Annotated in this window: 13 protein-coding genes; 7 read left to right on the top strand and 6 right to left on the bottom strand. The window is 66.3% G+C overall.

From position 1 onward, the window contains the following. The 3 genes from NQJ30_RS18490 to NQJ30_RS18480 all read right to left on the bottom strand — a co-directional run. On the bottom strand, positions 1-890 hold an 890-nt coding region (locus NQJ30_RS18490; protein WP_255771732.1), incomplete at its 3' end, for a serine/threonine-protein kinase. 6 nt (positions 891-896) lie between these two features. After that, positions 897-2,375 (bottom strand): zinc ribbon domain-containing protein, encoded by a 1,479-nt coding sequence (locus NQJ30_RS18485; RefSeq protein WP_255771731.1) that lies wholly within the window; start codon positions 2,373-2,375, stop codon positions 897-899. Between the two features lie 173 nt (positions 2,376-2,548). Then, entirely contained in the window at positions 2,549-3,784 is a 1,236-nt protein-coding gene (locus tag NQJ30_RS18480) for a hypothetical protein (RefSeq protein WP_255771730.1), read from the bottom strand. 181 nt (positions 3,785-3,965) lie between these two features. On the opposite strand from NQJ30_RS18480, the gene NQJ30_RS18475 reads away from it, so the two are divergent. Then, entirely contained in the window at positions 3,966-4,499 is a 534-nt protein-coding gene (locus NQJ30_RS18475; RefSeq protein ID WP_255771729.1) for a YybH family protein, read from the top strand. A 47-nt stretch (positions 4,500-4,546) separates the two neighbouring features. Here the strand turns inward: NQJ30_RS18475 and NQJ30_RS18470 are convergent, their stop codons facing one another. The 3 genes from NQJ30_RS18470 to NQJ30_RS18460 all read right to left on the bottom strand — a co-directional run bounded on the left by NQJ30_RS18470 (position 4,547) and on the right by NQJ30_RS18460 (position 7,479). After that, positions 4,547-4,999 (bottom strand): hypothetical protein, encoded by a 453-nt coding sequence (locus tag NQJ30_RS18470; RefSeq protein WP_255771728.1) that lies wholly within the window; start codon positions 4,997-4,999, stop codon positions 4,547-4,549. Positions 5,000-5,295: 296 nt separating this feature from the next. Further along, positions 5,296-5,760: an Lrp/AsnC family transcriptional regulator gene (locus NQJ30_RS18465; protein WP_255771727.1), complete on the bottom strand. Its 465-nt coding sequence runs from the start codon at positions 5,758-5,760 to the stop codon at positions 5,296-5,298. 180 nt (positions 5,761-5,940) lie between these two features. Continuing rightward, complete coding sequence (locus NQJ30_RS18460) at positions 5,941-7,479, bottom strand: LCP family protein (protein ID WP_255771726.1); 1,539 nt, start codon at positions 7,477-7,479, stop codon at positions 5,941-5,943. A 256-nt stretch (positions 7,480-7,735) separates the two neighbouring features. Between NQJ30_RS18460 and NQJ30_RS18455 the strand changes: the two genes are divergently transcribed. From NQJ30_RS18455 to NQJ30_RS18430, 6 genes are all read left to right on the top strand, one after another. Further along, positions 7,736-8,995 (top strand): thiamine pyrophosphate-dependent enzyme, encoded by a 1,260-nt coding sequence (locus tag NQJ30_RS18455; RefSeq protein ID WP_255771725.1) that lies wholly within the window; start codon positions 7,736-7,738, stop codon positions 8,993-8,995. After that, positions 8,992-10,104 (top strand): alpha-ketoacid dehydrogenase subunit beta, encoded by a 1,113-nt coding sequence (locus NQJ30_RS18450; RefSeq protein ID WP_255771724.1) that lies wholly within the window; start codon positions 8,992-8,994, stop codon positions 10,102-10,104. The genes NQJ30_RS18455 and NQJ30_RS18450 overlap by 4 nt, the downstream gene beginning before the upstream one ends. Before the next feature lie 3 nt (positions 10,105-10,107). Then, positions 10,108-11,610: a dihydrolipoamide acetyltransferase family protein gene (locus NQJ30_RS18445; RefSeq protein WP_255771723.1), complete on the top strand. Its 1,503-nt coding sequence runs from the start codon at positions 10,108-10,110 to the stop codon at positions 11,608-11,610. Between the two features lie 215 nt (positions 11,611-11,825). Further along, a complete protein-coding gene (locus tag NQJ30_RS18440) occupies positions 11,826-14,282 on the top strand; it encodes a hypothetical protein (RefSeq protein WP_255771722.1) in 2,457 nt (818 codons plus the stop codon). Positions 14,283-14,341: 59 nt separating this feature from the next. Then, entirely contained in the window at positions 14,342-15,532 is a 1,191-nt protein-coding gene (locus tag NQJ30_RS18435) for an SLC13 family permease (RefSeq protein WP_255771721.1), read from the top strand. A 24-nt stretch (positions 15,533-15,556) separates the two neighbouring features. Then, positions 15,557-16,029 (top strand): PRC-barrel domain-containing protein (locus tag NQJ30_RS18430; RefSeq protein WP_255771720.1); only part of this gene is annotated, 473 nt, incomplete at its 3' end.

Below are 16,029 nucleotides of genomic sequence, written 5' to 3'. Positions count from 1 at the left end.
TGCTTCCTGCCGCCGGACGGCCGGCTGCGGGGACCGCCGTCGGCCTGCTCCGACATCATGCCGATCAGCGCACCGCAGGTAGGCGGCCGGTCATCGGGCAGTTTGGCCATGCCGGCCCTGATGGCCCGTTCCACCCTGGCCGGGATATCCGGCCGTTCGCTGCGCAGCAGCGGCGGTTCCTCCACCATGTGCGCCCAAAGCTGCGCCGCGTCGTCGTCGTGATCAAACGGCGGATGACCCGCAAGCAGCGTGTACGCGACGCACGCCAGGGCGTACACATCGGCGCGCCCATCAACGTCCTGGCCGCGGATTTGCTCCGGCGCCACATAATCCAATGTGCCCAGGAAGTGACCAACGGTGGTGACGCCGGTGGCGGACGTGGTGCGCTTGGTGAGCCCAAAATCGGTGAGGTAAACATGCCGGTGAGTCCCGGCAGCGCTGTTGGACAGCAGGATATTGCCGGGTTTGACGTCACGATGAACCAGCCCGGCCTGGTGGGCTGCATCGAGGGCCGCGGCCGTGTCAGTGAGAATGCGCAGGGCTTCGGGCAGGGGGAGGGAGCCGCGTTCCTGGAGCTCAGCTTTCAGGTCCGTGCCGTGGACGAAGCGCATGGCAATGTACAGGAGCCCGGCCGACTCCCCGGCTGCATACACCGGCAGGATGTTGGGGTGGTCCACCGAAGCAGCCAAACGGGACTCGCGGACAAAGCGCTGCCGGAACTTGTCATGGGCGGACAGCTCGGGGGCCAGAAGCTTCAGCGCGACAGGGCGGCCAAGCTGGACATCGAGGGCACGGTAGACCACTCCCATGCCGCCGCGGGCGATGAGGGACTGGACGGTGTACCCGGCGAAGTCCGTCCCCGGCGCGAGATCGGTTTGCACGTGCTCCACGGCGTGTCACCCCACGGGCTGCCCGCAGCCTGGACAGAACCGTGCGCCGGGCTGCACCGGCTCACCGCAGTGGGGACAGGACGCCCGGGACTGTCCGCCCGCGTCCGTTGGCGGCTGGGCAGCGCGCGCGCCGAAAGGACCTGCGGCGCGGGTTTCGTCAGCGTCCACCGGCCCGCTCACGTGTCCGGCCGGCGCCGTCATGCTGGTGAGGGAGCCGTGGCGTCCGCCGGTCCTCTCGGCGCGGGGGGTGCCCGGGACGGTTGCCGGTCTGCGCCGGCGCATGGTCAGGGCCAGCACGATGCCGCCCAGGAGGAGGACGCCGGCAAGCGAGGCCAGCAGCACGGTGGGAATCGGGGCGGAAGTGTCAGCGCCGGACGCATCGGCAGTGGGCTGCCCGGCCGGTTGCTGGCTCCCCATTGCCTTGGCCTCTGCCAGGTGGCTGGTGGCCAACGCCGAGTCGTAGTACGTCAGCGCCTCCTCAAAGGCGCTCACGGCGGAGCCGCCCTGGTTACCGGCCGCAAGATGGTCCACGCCGCTGCGGAACACAACATCGAACTTCGACCGCGTGGCTTCAACCTTCGCCGCCGCCATTGCAGCTTGGATGGCGGCTGCCGGCTGCAGGATGGCCCTGCCGTCAGCCTGCGGGGGACCGGCCAGGCCCAGCACTTGCCCGGTGGCGCCATCGATCACCGGGCCGCCGGAGATTCCCGAGCCCAGCAACGCCCCCAGGTCCTGCTGAGACGCGATGCGGCCCGCGGCGGCGTCCACCGTGACCGGAATCTGGGCGGGCCCGGCCGCAGTTGTGGGTTGCCCCACGAAGCCCAGCAGAAAGCTCTTGGGGCCCGGTACCGCATCCGGCGGTGCCAGGCTGGCCGTCGGTGCTCCGCCGCCGCCGGTGATTTGCAGCAGGGCGACGTCCTGCGGATTGGACGGCTTGTTGAGCAGCTCGGCCACCACACTGGTCGGTTCCGCGGTGTAGGTCCGGATGCGGTACTGCGGAACCTTGAACAGGACGCAGTGGGCCACCAGGTTGTAGCAGTGCTGCAGGTGCGGCGCCCAGTATTCGTCCGGCGTTGTGCCGCGCCGCTGCGGGTTGCCGTCATTGCCCACAATCGGTACGCGGATCACGTTGTTAAAGAGATCATTGGCGCTGTTGACGGCAACCGTACCTTCGTCCACGGCGAGGTTCGCCCACGTGGTGGCCACGATCCCGTCTGCCGAGACCAGGACGCCGGTGCCGGATCCCAGCGGCACTTCAGAGGTCCCGCGCCTGATGTCGGCCACCCCCGATGAGGCATCCACGTGCGCAATCTCGGAGAGTGCAAAGAGCTCGATGCGGACCAGCGCCGCCTTCGCCCCCTCCGTGCCGCTGTTCAGCGCGACTGTGGGGGAGGGTGACGGCGTGGGCGTGGGGCTGGCGCCTCCTGTCAGCACGCTGACAGCCAGAATTCCTGCCGCGATGATGGAAATGCGCCTGTACAACATGAGGAGCCTCTCAAGGGGAAAAGGCGGGGCGGGTCAAAACCTCCTCAACTGGCTATTTACCGGCGGCCGTAAACACCGGAAAACCACGTTGTCAGAACAACTTTGTCCATCGAATTACTGTAAACCCGACTGTCCTTGCCGCTCAAGGCTTTGCCGCTACTCCGGCCTCCCTATTATGGAGTGCCCCAGACCTCCGGGGCGGGCGTAAACATGTCACTTTGCCGGTAGAAAGAAGCCGGCGTCTGGGCGTTTATCCTCCGCGTGCATGGATCCCAGAGAATTTCCCCGCCCTCGTCCGGGACGAAGAAATACCGGGTCTCCACGTTCTCCTCGTCCAGCAGCTGGATTACTGCCTCCATCGTTTTTCGTTTGAGAGTCCAGACCGTGGAGGAAATGGTGCCTTCGGATTTCGGCCGGGGCGCCAGCTGGATCCCGGCGCTTGGCTCCCAGCCGCCGAGCTGAGGCGACGAACCCACCACGTAGGTGTGCCCCGGCCGGTTCACCCATGGGCCGTCCGCGATGGAGAAGTGCAGGGTTTTCAGGGAGCGGAGCATCGCGCGGACGTCGGGACTCATGGCCGGGTCCTGGCGATGGCCAAGGTCCACGGCGGCGCCGCCTGCCGGGGTACTGAACAGGAGTTCTCCGCCCCGCCCGAGTTCCACCCTGCTGGGCGCAGCCGGCCAGGGCCTGCCGGTGCCGAGCGGGATGGCCCGCTTGCGAAGGTCGAGCGCGTCATACCGGGCTTCCACGAGCCGCTGGGCCGCGGGGACTACCTTGTCCAGGGGAGCGAAGACCCGCTTCAGCCGCAACTCCACTTCGACAAAGTCCCTCGCGTCCGCGCGGCGCGGGACGCTGTCCGGGAACGCGTTCAACGAAACACGGAAGGCTTCGATGGCCTCGGAGACTGCCGCGTCACTGTCCGGCAGGGCCCGTTCCAGCCACCGGACAGAATCGTCATACTGCCCCAGGAACGCGTACACGCCGCTGAGTTCCTGGGCGGCCAGGGAACGCTGGCCCGGGTCGGAGGCAGCGCCCCACGCTTCATACAGGAGCCGTCTGGCTGCCTGCAGTTCGTCGGCCGCTCTTTCCGGATGAACTGCAGCATCCTCCATGTGCAGCCGGGCTGCCCGGGCCGGCCCTTCCTGCAGGGACCGCACCCGGGTGTCGATGCCCCCGGCCAGCGCTTGGATGTCGCGGGCCAGCAGATCCAGTTGCTGCGCCGCTTCCTGCTGGGCGGGAAGGAACTGCTTCAGAAGGTGTTCCGTGGCTTGCTTGGCAGCCGCTTCTATGGCGCCGGCCAGAAGCGGGTTGGCGGGGCCTCCCGCTGCCAGGTTGGCCGCTGTTCCGGCGGCGGAGGTAACTCCGGCGCTCAACAGGCGGAAGAGAAGATTCGGCCACGAAGTTGGCATGCCCCTCCTGACAGAGGATTGGTGCTGTTGGTCCATGCTTGACCTCGGTGCCGGGGCTGTCAACAGACTACGCCCCGCACACCCCTCTCAGGACAGGTCGGCGGGAGACACGCGCCGACCGGCCACGGCGTCCGGCTGCTGGTTTACCAGCCTATGGACTTCCACGGGAGGCAGTGCCACGATGCCAACTATCAGTCCCGAGGCCGATGCGGCGAAGTCAGGCATGCCGGGCCGTGCGGTGGAACGGCTGGAGGAAATGCAAATGTCCGAGTCCGAGAAGGCCCACACCCTTTCAGAGCTTGACCATGCCATCGAGCAATACCATCAGGCCCTCGACGCTTTCGTAACGGGTGACCCCGAGCCTCAGAAACGGATGTTCTCCGGGCGCGAAGACGTCACCCTTGCCAATCCGTTCGGGCCCCCGGGACGCGGCCGCGCCGAGGTGGAGGGCATCATGGACCGCGCCTCAGCCCTGCTGCGGGATGGCGAACCAATCACGTTCGAGCGCATCTCACACTATGCCGGGACGGACCTTGCCTACATCGTTGAGATCGAACGGACGCGGGCCAGGGTCGCTGGGTCCACCGAAATGACGCCCGTGCCGCTCCGGGTCACGACCATCTTTCGGCACGAAGACAGCCAGTGGAAGGTCATCCACCGCCACGCTGACCCCATTACCTCACCACGGCCCCCTGACTTCATCATTCAGTCCTGAGGTTGTGAAAACGTTCCGAGTCGCGACGGCGGGCCAAGGAGCCGCTTCTAGTCCACGGTGCAGATACTTTCGCCGCGGTCGAACTGGACCGCACCATCGACAAGGTGGCTGTGCACGTCCAGGGTGCAGGTGAATGGGCCGAAGTCGTCGACGACCGACTGCTGGTAAAGGCTTACGTGCGTAGCTCCGTCTTTGATCAAGTACTTCTGGTGCACCCTCTCGTCATGTGACCTCACCGTCCCGTCAGGTGCCGTCACTCTGAATGTGTTCGTAACGTCCATCGTGAAGTTCACGAGGCCGTTGGGTGCGAAGACGCCGTTGAGTGTCCCTTGGAACGTACTGCAGAATTCGAAACCATTGGTCATGCTGCATGAACCGTCGTTGAAGTTGATCTTTTCGACTCTGGCGCCTTCAGCGAACGCCTGGGCGGATCCTGTGAGGCAGAGGCCGAGTGCAGCGACGGCGGCACCGGCCGAACGGACAAGGTTGCTTTTGGACATCGACTTCTCCGATGATCGGAAGAACTGAGGGGGTTGCGGCCGAGCGGCATCCGGGCCGCAATATGTGGCACTCTGAACGGGCAAATGCCCTCACATCGGAACGCGTCTGGACTGACCTCTACTGGCGGTCCCGGACCGTAGCAGTCTGTAAGTGGACTGAGACTAGGTCGGAGCGCACATCGGGGTCAATGGGCAGGTGGCACATTAGGGGGGTGCGCCCGGGGCTTAGGGGACGGCCCCCTGCACGTTCAGCGTCGGGCTGTGCCGAGGTCTTCCCTTGTGCCTTTCCGGAAACCTTAACGCGTGTCCACGTCCTCGAACACCAGGAACGTCTGCGTGTCCAGGACGCCCGGCATGGACTGGAGCTGGTCGAAGATCACCCGGCGCAGGTCAGTGTTGTCAATGGCGCGCACCATCAGGATGACGTCGAAGTCGCCGCCCACCAGGGCAATGTGGTGGACCTCCGGGATGGCCCGGAGCTCCTCGCGCAGCTCCCGCCAGGAGTGCTGGCTGACTTTGAGGGTGACGTACGCGGAGGACTTGAGCCCCGCCTTGATGGGGTCCACCAGGGCGGTGAACTTGGTCAGCACGCCTTCGCCGGTGAGCCGGGCGATCCGGGTATAGGCGTGGGCCCGGGAGATGTGCACGTTTTGGGCCACCTGCGTGACGGACATCCGGCCGTCCCGGGTCAGCTCGGCGATGATGTGCCGGTCCACGTCGTCCAGCGGTGCCGGTTCACCCTGCTCTGGTGTGTCTGCCACTCTGTCCACAGCTCCCTGCCGTAGTTACGTTTCGTCTCCCAGAATAGCCATCCTGCGTCGGCTTTCCCACGATTCGCACTCGGTCTGGATACGAAACCGGCAGGAGGTTGTTGCATGGATAGAATACTGGCCAGAGGGTCTCTGGCCAGTACCGGTACTCCTGGGCTTCGCTAGCCGTCGCTAGCCCAGCGGGTTGGCCGCCTGGCAGGTCTGGTCCTGGGCGGTCTGGGCCACCACGCCGCCGGAGGAGTCGCCGGAGGCCGACGGTGCAGGCGTCGGCTTGTCTCCCGTCGCGAAGTCCTCGCCCGCGTACAGTTGCACGCCCTGGACGTTGGTGACCTGCTGCACGCTGGAGGCAGGCAGGCCGAACAACGCGGCCACGTCAGCCGCGACGTCCTCAAAGCCTGCACTGTAGTACACCATGGTCTGGGTCCGAGGCGGTCCCTGGACCCGGTTCACTTTGGTGAAGCCGGCGCTGGTGAGCGTGGCCGCGATGGCCGTGCTGCGCCCCGACACACTGGTGCCGTTGGCCACCGTGATGGGCTGGAGGGACTTGTCGTAGGCAGGGACGGAAGGAGCGGCCGGCGGCGCTGACTCCGTCCCGGCAGGGGCGGGCTGCGTCAGGTCGGCGCTCTTGCGGAGTGCGGCGAAGAAGTTGGCCGCTGCAGGCTCATCCAGGGCGAGCCGGTTGGGGTCCGCTGCTGGCACGGTGGGTACGGTGATGAAGTTGACGTTGGCCGGATCGATGTTCTTGAGCCGGTTGGCGATGGTCAGCAGCGCCGGCGCCGAGGCAAGCCCGGAGTCCACGGTCAGGTTCTTGGTGACCGTGTCCGCGATGCTCAGCATCTTCTGCGGGTTGCCGAGGGTCCCTTCGGACTTGAGCTTGCGGGTCAGCGAGCCGAGGAACGCCTGCTGGGCCTTGATCCTGCCCAGGTCACCGCCGTTGGCGAACCCGTGGCGGGTCCGCAGGAACGCCAGGGCCTGGTCGCCCTGCACCTGCGAGGTTCCCTTGGGCAGATGCAGGCCGGACAGCGGATCGTCCACCGCATCGCTCACGCAGACGTCCACCCCGCCGACGGCGTTGGAGAGTTCCTTGACGGCGTTGAAGTCAGCCATCATGAAGTGGTCCACCTCCAGGCCTGTCAGCTTGTTTATGGTGTCCACGGCGCAGCCGATTCCGGCCTGGGCCATGGCGCTGTTGATCTGGGCATCCTTCTGTTCGGGATACTTTTTGTTTGTCTTCTTGTCGGTGCAGGCAGGAATGTCCACCAGGAGGTCACGGGGGAGGCTGATGACGTTGACGTGGTTGTTGTCCGCCGAAATGTCCAGCAGCATCATCACATCGGACTGGCCGTAGCCAGCGGACTGGTCCTCGGTGCCGTACTGCCCGTTTGCCCCGCTTCTTGTGTCGGTGCCGAGGATCAGGACCTGCAAGCGGTCGGTGCTGTCGTTCACGGCGCCCTCGGACCGTTGGCCGCCGGCACTCAAATCGGCACTGTCGATATTGGACTGCAGGCGCCAGGCCCAGTAGCCACCGAACGCGATGGCCCCGACCAGCAGCACGGCCACGACGGCCGTGACAGCCTTAAACCAGCGCGGTGCACGGCGGAAGCTGAAGCGCCGGCTCGAACTCGTGGCGACAAGGTTGCCCTGCCCGGGATACTGGGCGGGCCCGGATCCGTCCGGCTCGTGGCGGGGGGAATGTTCTCGACCAAACAAAAAGGTGACCTTTGGGAGGGGACAGTTCCGGCTCACACTACCGAAAGTTCCTGAAAGTTCGCCGATAACTGTCGCGCCCTGCGGCGCCGCTGCCAATCTGTCCACAACTCCGTGCCGTAGGGCCGCCATGGATGTCGATTCGTCTTCGAAACCAGCCATGTATGCCTTACCCTTCCACGATTCGCGTCAGCTGTGGATACGAAACAGCTGTTAGGTCAATACTGGGAAGGAATAGTGGCTACAGAAGGACTGACCAATGACGATCTCCGCGGACCACTCTGCGCCCCGCACCGCCCCGGGCTCTGCGCCGGACCAGGCAGCGCCGGACCAGGCAGAACGCCGCCCGGCCGAAACCGCCGTGACCGAAGCCGTCCGCAAGTTCGGCATCACGGTGGAGGACTACATGCTCCCCGCCCGGCACCAGATCCAGATGGTGGACCCGGACGGCCGGCTCTTGGCCGAAGGCGAGCAGGGCACCGAACCCGGCCACGAGTACCCGGTGCCCGGCGATGCCGAACTGCTGGCAGCGTACGAGCAGCTCGTCGTCGGACGCCGCGTCAACGACCAGAACTCGGCACTCGTCCGGCAGGGCCGCATGGCCGTGTACCCGTCCAGCCACGGGCAGGAAGCCTGCCAGGTGGCCGCGGCGCTCTGCCTCGCCGACGGCGACTGGCTGTTCCCCACCTACCGCGACGCCGTGGCGGTCATGACCCGCGGCGTCGACCCCGTGCAGACCATGACCATCTTCCGCGGCGACTGGCACAGCGGCTACGACCCCGCCCAGCACAAGGTGGGCATCCAGTGCACGCCGCTGACCACCCAGCTGCTCCACGCCGTCGGGGTTGCCCACGCGGCCAAGCTCCGCGGCGAGGACACCGTGGTGCTGGCGATGTGCGGCGACGGCGCCACCAGCGAAGGCGACTTCCACGAAGCCCTGAACTTCGCCGCCGTCTTCCACCTGCCGGTCATCTTCTTCGTCCAGAACAACAAGTACGCCATCTCCGTTCCGCTGGCGCACCAGTCCGTGGCCCCTTCCCTGGCGCACAAGGCCGTGGGCTACGGCATGGCCGGCGAACGCGTGGACGGCAACGATGTGGTGGCCCTCCTCGCCGTGCTGGACCGCGCCGTTGCGCTCGCCCGCGGCGGCTCGGGTCCGCTCCTGGTGGAGGCCAACACCTACCGGATGCAGGCGCACACCAACGCCGACGACGCCACCCGCTACCGTCAGGACAGCGAAGTTGCCGAGTGGCTGGCCAAGGATCCGGTGAACCGCATGCGGACGTACCTCACCGACCGTGGACTGCTGGACGACGACGGCGACTCGCGGATTGCCGCGCACGCTGAGGATGTTGCCACGCAGCTCCGCGAAGGGCTGGGGGAGGATGTTCCGGTGGACCCGCAGGAGCTGTTCCGCTACGTTTTCTCATCCCCTACACCGCAACTGAAGGAGCAGGCCGCCATGCTGGCCGACGAACTTGCCCGCGATGCTGCCTCTTCGCAGGAGGCCTCAAGATGAGCCCGACAATTACCACCTCGTCTGAGGCGAACGGCAACGTTTCTGCTGCGACTGCCCGGGCCGCCGCGTCCGCAGCTTCCGCGGCGTCGGCGTCGGGTCCGCAGTCCGTCACCATGGCCAAGGCCCTGAACACGGCACTCTCCGACGCGATGGGCGCGGATTCCTCCGTCCTGGTCTTCGGCGAGGACGTGGGCCAGCTGGGCGGGGTCTTCCGCATCACCGACGGCCTGACCCGAACGTTCGGCGAACAGCGCTGCTTCGACACGCCCCTGGCCGAGTCCGGCATTGTGGGCATGGCCGTGGGCATGGCCATGAACGGGATGCGGCCGGTGGTGGAGATGCAGTTCGACGCGTTCGCCTACCCGGCGTTCCAGCAGATCGTCAGCCACGTGGCCAAGATGCACAACCGCACCAAGGGCGCGCTGAAGCTGCCCATGGTGATCCGGGTTCCGTACGCCGGCGGGATCGGGGGAGTGGAGCACCATTGCGACTCTTCCGAGTCGTACTACGCCCACACCGCCGGCCTGAAGGTGTTCACGCCTGCCACCGTGGCCGATTCCTACCGGATGCTGCGGGAGGCCATCGACTCGGACGATCCCGTCATGTTCATGGAGCCGAAGAAGCTGTACTGGTCCAAGGACATGGTGGACCTTGACGAGTTGCGGGCTGCTCACTCTGCGAATCTTAAGGTGGGCAAGTCCTCGGAGGGGCGCGCCGCCGTCGCGCGTTCCGGCACTGACGCAACGCTCATCGCGTACGGTCCGTCGGTGCCCACGGCGCTCGCCGCCGCTGCGGCGGCTGCCGAGGAGGGGCGCTCGCTGGAAGTCATTGATGTCCGCTCGATCGTTCCGTTCGACGACGAGACCGTGTGCGCGTCGGTGCGCAAGACGGGCCGGGCCGTGGTGATCGCCGAAGCGCACGGCTTCGCGTCCGTGTCCTCCGAGATCGTGGCGCGGGTCCAGGAACGCTGCTTCCACCACCTCGCCGCACCCATCCGCCGCGTGACCGGATTCGACGTCCCGTACCCGGCGCCGAAGCTTGAGCACTATTACCTGCCCGGCGTGGACCGCATCCTCGACGCCGTTGACACCCTCCAGTGGGAAGACTGACCAATGACCTCTGCACTGCAAGTATTCATGCTGCCCGACCTCGGCGAAGGCCTCACCGAAGCCGAACTGATCAACTGGCTCGTTTCCGTCGGGGACGAGGTCCGGGTGGACCAGCCCATCGCCGAGGTGGAGACGGCCAAGTCCGTGGTGGAAGTGCCCTCGCCCTACGCCGGTGTTGTGGCGGAGTTGCACGGCGAGCCCGGGCAGACGCTGGACGTGGGGAAGCCTTTGATCTCCGTTGCGCGTGTTGGCTCTGTTGGGGCCGACGCGGATGATGCCGCCCCCGCCCCTTCGCCGGACGGCATTGCTGCAAGCAGCATGCCGTCCGGCTCCGGAAGGCCCGATGCCACTCCCGGGGCGGCATCATCCGCGCCGGCTGAGGTCGCTGCCAACGCGTACCGCGAGGAGGAGAAGGCCGGGTCCGGCAATGTGCTGATTGGGTACGGGACTCCAGGCGGTGCTGGCCAGGTTCGGCGCACACGGGCACCGCGTAGGCCGGTTTCGGGGGTGGAGCCTCTCGAAACGCCGGACCTTGACCTCTCGCTGCTCCGCACCCGGGTGCCCGGGAAGCTGGGCGCTGTCATTTCGCCGCTGGTCCGGCGGATGGCGCGGGAACACGGCGTGGACCTCGGCGGGCTCCACGGCTCGGGCGAGAGCGGACTGATCATGCGCCGGGATGTCGAAGCAGCCATCAGCACACCCGAGGTTGAGGCGAGCCCTGCAGCTGAGCCTGTTCCCGTGGCTGGGCCGAAGCCGGTGGCGAGCGAAACGCAGGCCGGCACCGACTCCCGCACGGGCCTGGGCATTTCCGCCCGGACGCCGGTCAAGGGTGTCCGCAAGGTGGTCGCCGCGAACATGACCCGCAGCCGGCAGGAGATTCCGGAGGCCACGGTCTGGGTGGACGTTGACGCGACCGCCCTGGTGGAGCTTCGGGCCGGGATGAAGAAGGCCGATTCGCACGCCGCGCCAGGCCTGCTCGCGTTCATCGCCCGTTTTGTCACAGCCGGGTTAAAACGATTCCCCGAACTGAACACCCGCATCGAGACCACAGCCGACGGCGCCCAGGAGATCGTGTCCTTCGACGGCATCAACCTCGGCTTCGCCGCGCAGACCGATCGGGGCCTGACCGTGCCCTCCATCCGCAACGCCGAGAAACTCAGCGCCCGCGAACTGGACGGGGAGATCCGCCGGCTCACCGCCGTCGTACGCGAAGGGAAGGGGACGCCGGAGCAGCTGGGGAGCGGCACCTTCACGCTGAACAACTATGGCGTGTTCGGTGTGGACGGCTCCGCGGCCATCATCAACCACCCCGAGGTGGCGATCCTCGGCGTAGGGCGCATCATGGACAAGCCGTGGGTGGTGGGCGGCGAGCTCGCGGTCCGCAAGGTCACCGAACTGACGCTCACCTTCGACCATCGCGTGTGCGACGGCGGCACGGCGGCCGGGTTCCTCCGGTTCGTTGCCGACTGCATGGAGAAGCCGGGGGCGGTGCTCGCGGACCTGTAGCTGCCCGTCAGGTCTGAGATGTTGGGGCCATGTAGGTTTGAGTCATGGGACTGCAGGGGTTGCTTGAATCGGGAAGAATGCCGTCAGCGGGGACGCGGATTTTCACGAATCGAGTGGCCCAAGCCGAGGCATTGGCAGCCAGCCGGCGGGTGGTGAACGAGCTCGCGAAGGATCCAACTCTGGTCAATGACTTGGCTCGGCCCCGGAACAACGTTTTGTCATTTTATGGGCAAAGCGGGATAGGCAAGAGCGCGCTCTCGCGCCACCTGGATTCACTCGTCAGTTCTGGTGGCAAAGCGGATCGCACAGGCCCCATCACGTATCGGCATGACTTCGCGAAATCAGGCGACCGTGACTTCGAAACGCTCCTGATCGCGATCCGCGCCCGCCTGGCCGCCCAAAGAATCCCGGCGCCGGCCTTTGACCTCGCGTTTTCTCTGTACTGGAGCATGGCTCATCCGGGGGAGGCCTTGAAGGAATACCTGCAGGGCACCCCTCCTGGCCGTGCCGCGACCGGCGCCGCGGACCTCGGCAGCGTGATGACGGATGCCCTCTCTGACCTCGCAGAAGCGGTGCTGGACACCTCCGGCTTTGGCCTGATCGGCGGTGCCGCCCGCCTGACCACTCACGCAGTGCGAACTTTTGCCAGGAGTTCGTCGCAGAAGAAGCTCCTGCTCGATTGTCCTCACCTGGACGATGCCCTGGACGAGAAGGATCTGATGACGTTACTGGCTTTCCTGCCGTACTTCCTGGCCTGGGATCTGGGCCAGCAGCAGATCAAGGATCCTGCCGACGGTGGAAGCCAGCGTCCGCTCGAATACATCATCTTCTTTGACACCTGGGAGGACATCCAGTCGGATAGCGGCCATCTGGGTTCACTTGAAGACTTATTGTGCGGCTTGATGTTCCTGATGCCCAATTGCCTCTTTGTGGTTACCGGGCGCGAACGTCTCCGGTGGGCCGACGTGCAGAGCCAAGGGCAATACGTCAGGAGCGGACCCGATAACTGGCCCGGGCTGATCTCAACAAACAACGAGCCGCGGCAACACCTGCTGGACCGGCTAACGGATGACGATTCGGGCAGGTTCCTCAATGCCGCATGGCCGGAGGAAATAAGGCCGCCGGAGAACGTCCTGACAATGATTGTGGCCAAGAGCAACGGATATCCCGCATACCTCAAGTGCGCCGTGGACTTGTGCAACATACGGCGGCAACAAGGTTTACCGCTCACGGAAGCGGACCTGAGCGGCGGGTTCCCCAAGCTCTTTACCCGGACCATGCGCGGTCTGTCGCCCGTGGAGCAAAACCTCCTCCAGGCGGCGGCGCTCATTCCGGCATTCAATATCGCGCTCCTGGAGAAGCTGGTGCCGCAGGCACTTTCCACGGAGCTGAGGAAGTTCACTGAGCGTCACTTCGTCGAAGAGAACGACTCGCCCTGGCTCGATTTCAGGATTACTGACGGCGTGCGGCTCCTAGTGGCCTCGAGCGTCGAGGATGGCCAGCAGTGGACGGCCGGTCAGAAGCAGTCGCTGCTCACCAGAGCGGCCCACTGGGTGAGTACCAATGCCGGGGCGCAGCAGGCGGATGTCCTGGGCCGGGCGCGAGTCTTTCAGGCCGTGCGATTCCTCGAGACAGTGTCCGCGATGGGCGCCGTTGTGCCGGCCACCGCAGTCCCGCTGATCTTTGCTGCGAACAGCGGGGGATACCGCCGTCAGCTTGCTTTGGTGGGGGAACGGGGCGCCGCCGGTCAGCCGGGCTTCGCAGGTCTGGTGCACTCGATCTGCGCACTTGAGGGCCACGCCCCGGTGGAGGAGGTGGTTTCCGGATCGGAGCGTGACGGTGCGCCTGGATGGATGGCTGACCTGGCCCGGGTGGCGGCCGGAAGGCGCGCACTACTGGAAGGTGACATCCGCGGATGCCTTAACCTTCTGGCGATGGAGCAGTCCAGTGACGAACCCGAAATCCGCCGCCGCAGGAGAAAACTGGAAGTGCTCGCAGGGCTTCGAAGCGGCAAGCTGGAGGCCGCACGCCGCGAACTCGAGGACGCCTCGGTGGACTGGTGTTCCGCCGACGAGCAGGCCGATCTCTTGGGGCACGTCTGGTTCTGGAACGGCAGCTTCATGCGCTCACGGATGTCGTTCGCAGTGGCCACTCAGCATTCGCGGGAACACGACAGGCAATTGGAGCTCGCCCGTGGCCTGCGCCACCTTGCCCGGGTGGAGGAAGTGATGGGGGCCAGCAATCGAAGCACCACCCTGGAGGATGCCAGGGAGTTGAACGTGGCCGTGGATTCGTCCATCGGCATCGCACAAATGCAGTCAATAGACGCGCTCGTTGCGGCCCGGGCGGGGCATTCGCAGCAGGCCCACGAACTCCTTCATTCGTCCTTGGAACGGCTTGAGGCGAGATCGGCGGTCCACGACGTGCATGAACTGTGCGTTATTGCAGCTCTGGTCTGCTTCCGGCTGGCCGAGCCGGAGCAGCTCAGGTCTTGGCGGGCGGTGTTGAATGCAAGCCCCGGCGGACCGGAATCGAAACAGCTCAGCGCCGCCGTCCTGTCCTTCCTGGATGTCGGCGGGGCCCAGCGGCATGCCACGGGGCGGGTGGGCGCCGAGTTCACGAGTGCGGTTGAAGCGCGGGACGCCTGGAGGCGGGTGAGCGGACTCCAATGAGCGGCGTGTGGACTCCGGCTGGCCGCCTGGCAGGCTCGGACGCGGACTAGAATCCGTTCATGCGTCTGGCGATCATTGGAGCGGTCCTGCTGGCGGCCGGCGCCGTTGCCGTGCTCACCGGGACGCTGCCCGCGGCTGACCTGGCCGCGCTGGTTGAGCGGGTGGCTCCGATCCTGTTGTTCGTCGTGGCGATGACCGTGGTGACGGAGCTGGCCAGCGAGGCCGGCGTTTTTCTGTGGATTGCCCGCCGGTTCCGGCATTGGGGCCGCGGCTACAGCGTTCGCCTGTGGCTGTGCGTGGCCGTGTTCGCCACGCTGAGCACCGTCTTTTTGTCGCTGGACACCACGGCGGTGCTGCTGACCCCGGTGGTGGTGAGCGTGACCCGGCAGGCCGGCCTGCCGCCACTGCCGTTCGCCCTGATGACCGTGTGGCTGGCCAACACCGCCAGCCTGCTGCTGCCCATTTCCAACCTGACCAACCTGCTGGCGCAGCACAGCCTCGGCGGGATCAGTCCCGCCGGGTTCGCGGCCCTGATGTGGGCGCCGTCCCTTGCCGCTGTCCTGGTTCCCCTAGTGTTCATTGGGCTCGTCTTCCGCCGCGACCTGCGCAAACGCTACTCCCGGATCCCCGTGGGGCGGATCCGGCCCGATGCGGAAACGGGAGGATCGACGACGGCGGCGGACCGGGTCCTGCTCGGCGCCACCGCCGTGGTGCTGGTACTGCTGCTGCCCGCCCTGGTGTCCGGGGTTGCGGTCTGGATCCCTGCCCTGGCGGCTGCCGTTGTGCTGGCTGTGGTCTTCGCGTTCCGGCGCCCCCGCGTCCTCAAGGTGCAGCTGGTGCCGTGGTCCCTGCTGCTGTTCGCCTCGGGGCTCTTCCTGGTGATGGAAACTGCACGCCAGTTGGATGCCTCGGCCTTCGTGGGCCAGCTTGCCGGCACGGGGGAGGGCTTCCCCGAGCTGCTCCGGCTGGCCGCGACGGGAGTGGTGGGCTCCAACATGCTGAACAACCTGCCCGCCTACCTGTTGGCCGAACCCCTGGCGCAGACGCCGCAGCGGATGGCGGCCCTGCTGATCGGCGTCAATGTCGGCCCGCTCATCACGCCGTGGGCCTCGCTGGCCACCCTGCTCTGGCACGACCGGCTGGTGCGGATGAACGTCCTGATCACCTGGCGCGGCTATGCGCTCTTCGGGCTGATGGTGACGCCTTTGACTGTGTTGGCGGCGGTCCTGGCCCTTGCAGCCGCGGGATAGCTTTAGACCACACGGAGGAACGCCTTGACTCACGAGAAGGAGCGCACCATGCTCAGCCTGCAGGACATTGACAACATCGTCCTCAACGGAGGCATCGTGGTGGACGCGGACGGGGAGAAGATCGGCTCCGTGGAACAGATCTTCACCAGCGGCGATTCCGGCGACCCCGCCTTCGTCACCGTGCGGACCGGCCTGTTCGGCATGTCCGAATCCTTCGCCCCGCTCACCGGTGCCAGCCTCGAGGAATCCGTGATCCGGGTGGCGTTCACAAAGGACACGGTGAAGAACGGCCCGCGCATCGAGAGCGACCGCGGAGCCATCACGGAGACCCAGGAGCAGGAACTCTACAGCTACTACGGGCTGTACCAGGGCGAGCCCAGCGAAGATCCCACGGAAACCGGGCAGGAGCAGGCTAGCGGGGCAGCCGGGGAAACCGGGCCGGATGAAACGGCACCCACGGCAGCGGCAGCCGGTGCCGCGGCCGCTGGGGGAAGGGC

The sequence above is a fragment of the Pseudarthrobacter sulfonivorans genome, from assembly GCF_024391045.1.
Lineage (GTDB): Bacteria > Actinomycetota > Actinomycetes > Actinomycetales > Micrococcaceae > Arthrobacter > Arthrobacter sulfonivorans_B.
Note: the sequence above shows the minus strand (reverse complement) of the source record. Positions and strands in the feature narration are given on the sequence as shown.

What these genes read in the sequence shown, in the direction of transcription:
- NQJ30_RS18455 (WP_255771725.1), top strand. Translation starts at nt 7,736, where the DNA reads ATGACGATCTCCGCGGACCACTCTGCGCCCCGCACCGCCCCGGGCTCT.
- NQJ30_RS18445 (WP_255771723.1), top strand. Translation starts at nt 10,108, where the DNA reads ATGACCTCTGCACTGCAAGTATTCATGCTGCCCGACCTCGGCGAAGGC.
- NQJ30_RS18470 (WP_255771728.1), bottom strand. Translation starts at nt 4,999, where the DNA reads ATGTCCAAAAGCAACCTTGTCCGTTCGGCCGGTGCCGCCGTCGCTGCA.
- NQJ30_RS18480 (WP_255771730.1), bottom strand. Translation starts at nt 3,784, where the DNA reads ATGCCAACTTCGTGGCCGAATCTTCTCTTCCGCCTGTTGAGCGCCGGA.
- NQJ30_RS18475 (WP_255771729.1), top strand. Translation starts at nt 3,966, where the DNA reads ATGCCAACTATCAGTCCCGAGGCCGATGCGGCGAAGTCAGGCATGCCG.
- NQJ30_RS18435 (WP_255771721.1), top strand. Translation starts at nt 14,342, where the DNA reads ATGCGTCTGGCGATCATTGGAGCGGTCCTGCTGGCGGCCGGCGCCGTT.
- NQJ30_RS18485 (WP_255771731.1), bottom strand. Translation starts at nt 2,375, where the DNA reads ATGTTGTACAGGCGCATTTCCATCATCGCGGCAGGAATTCTGGCTGTC.
- NQJ30_RS18450 (WP_255771724.1), top strand. Translation starts at nt 8,992, where the DNA reads ATGAGCCCGACAATTACCACCTCGTCTGAGGCGAACGGCAACGTTTCT.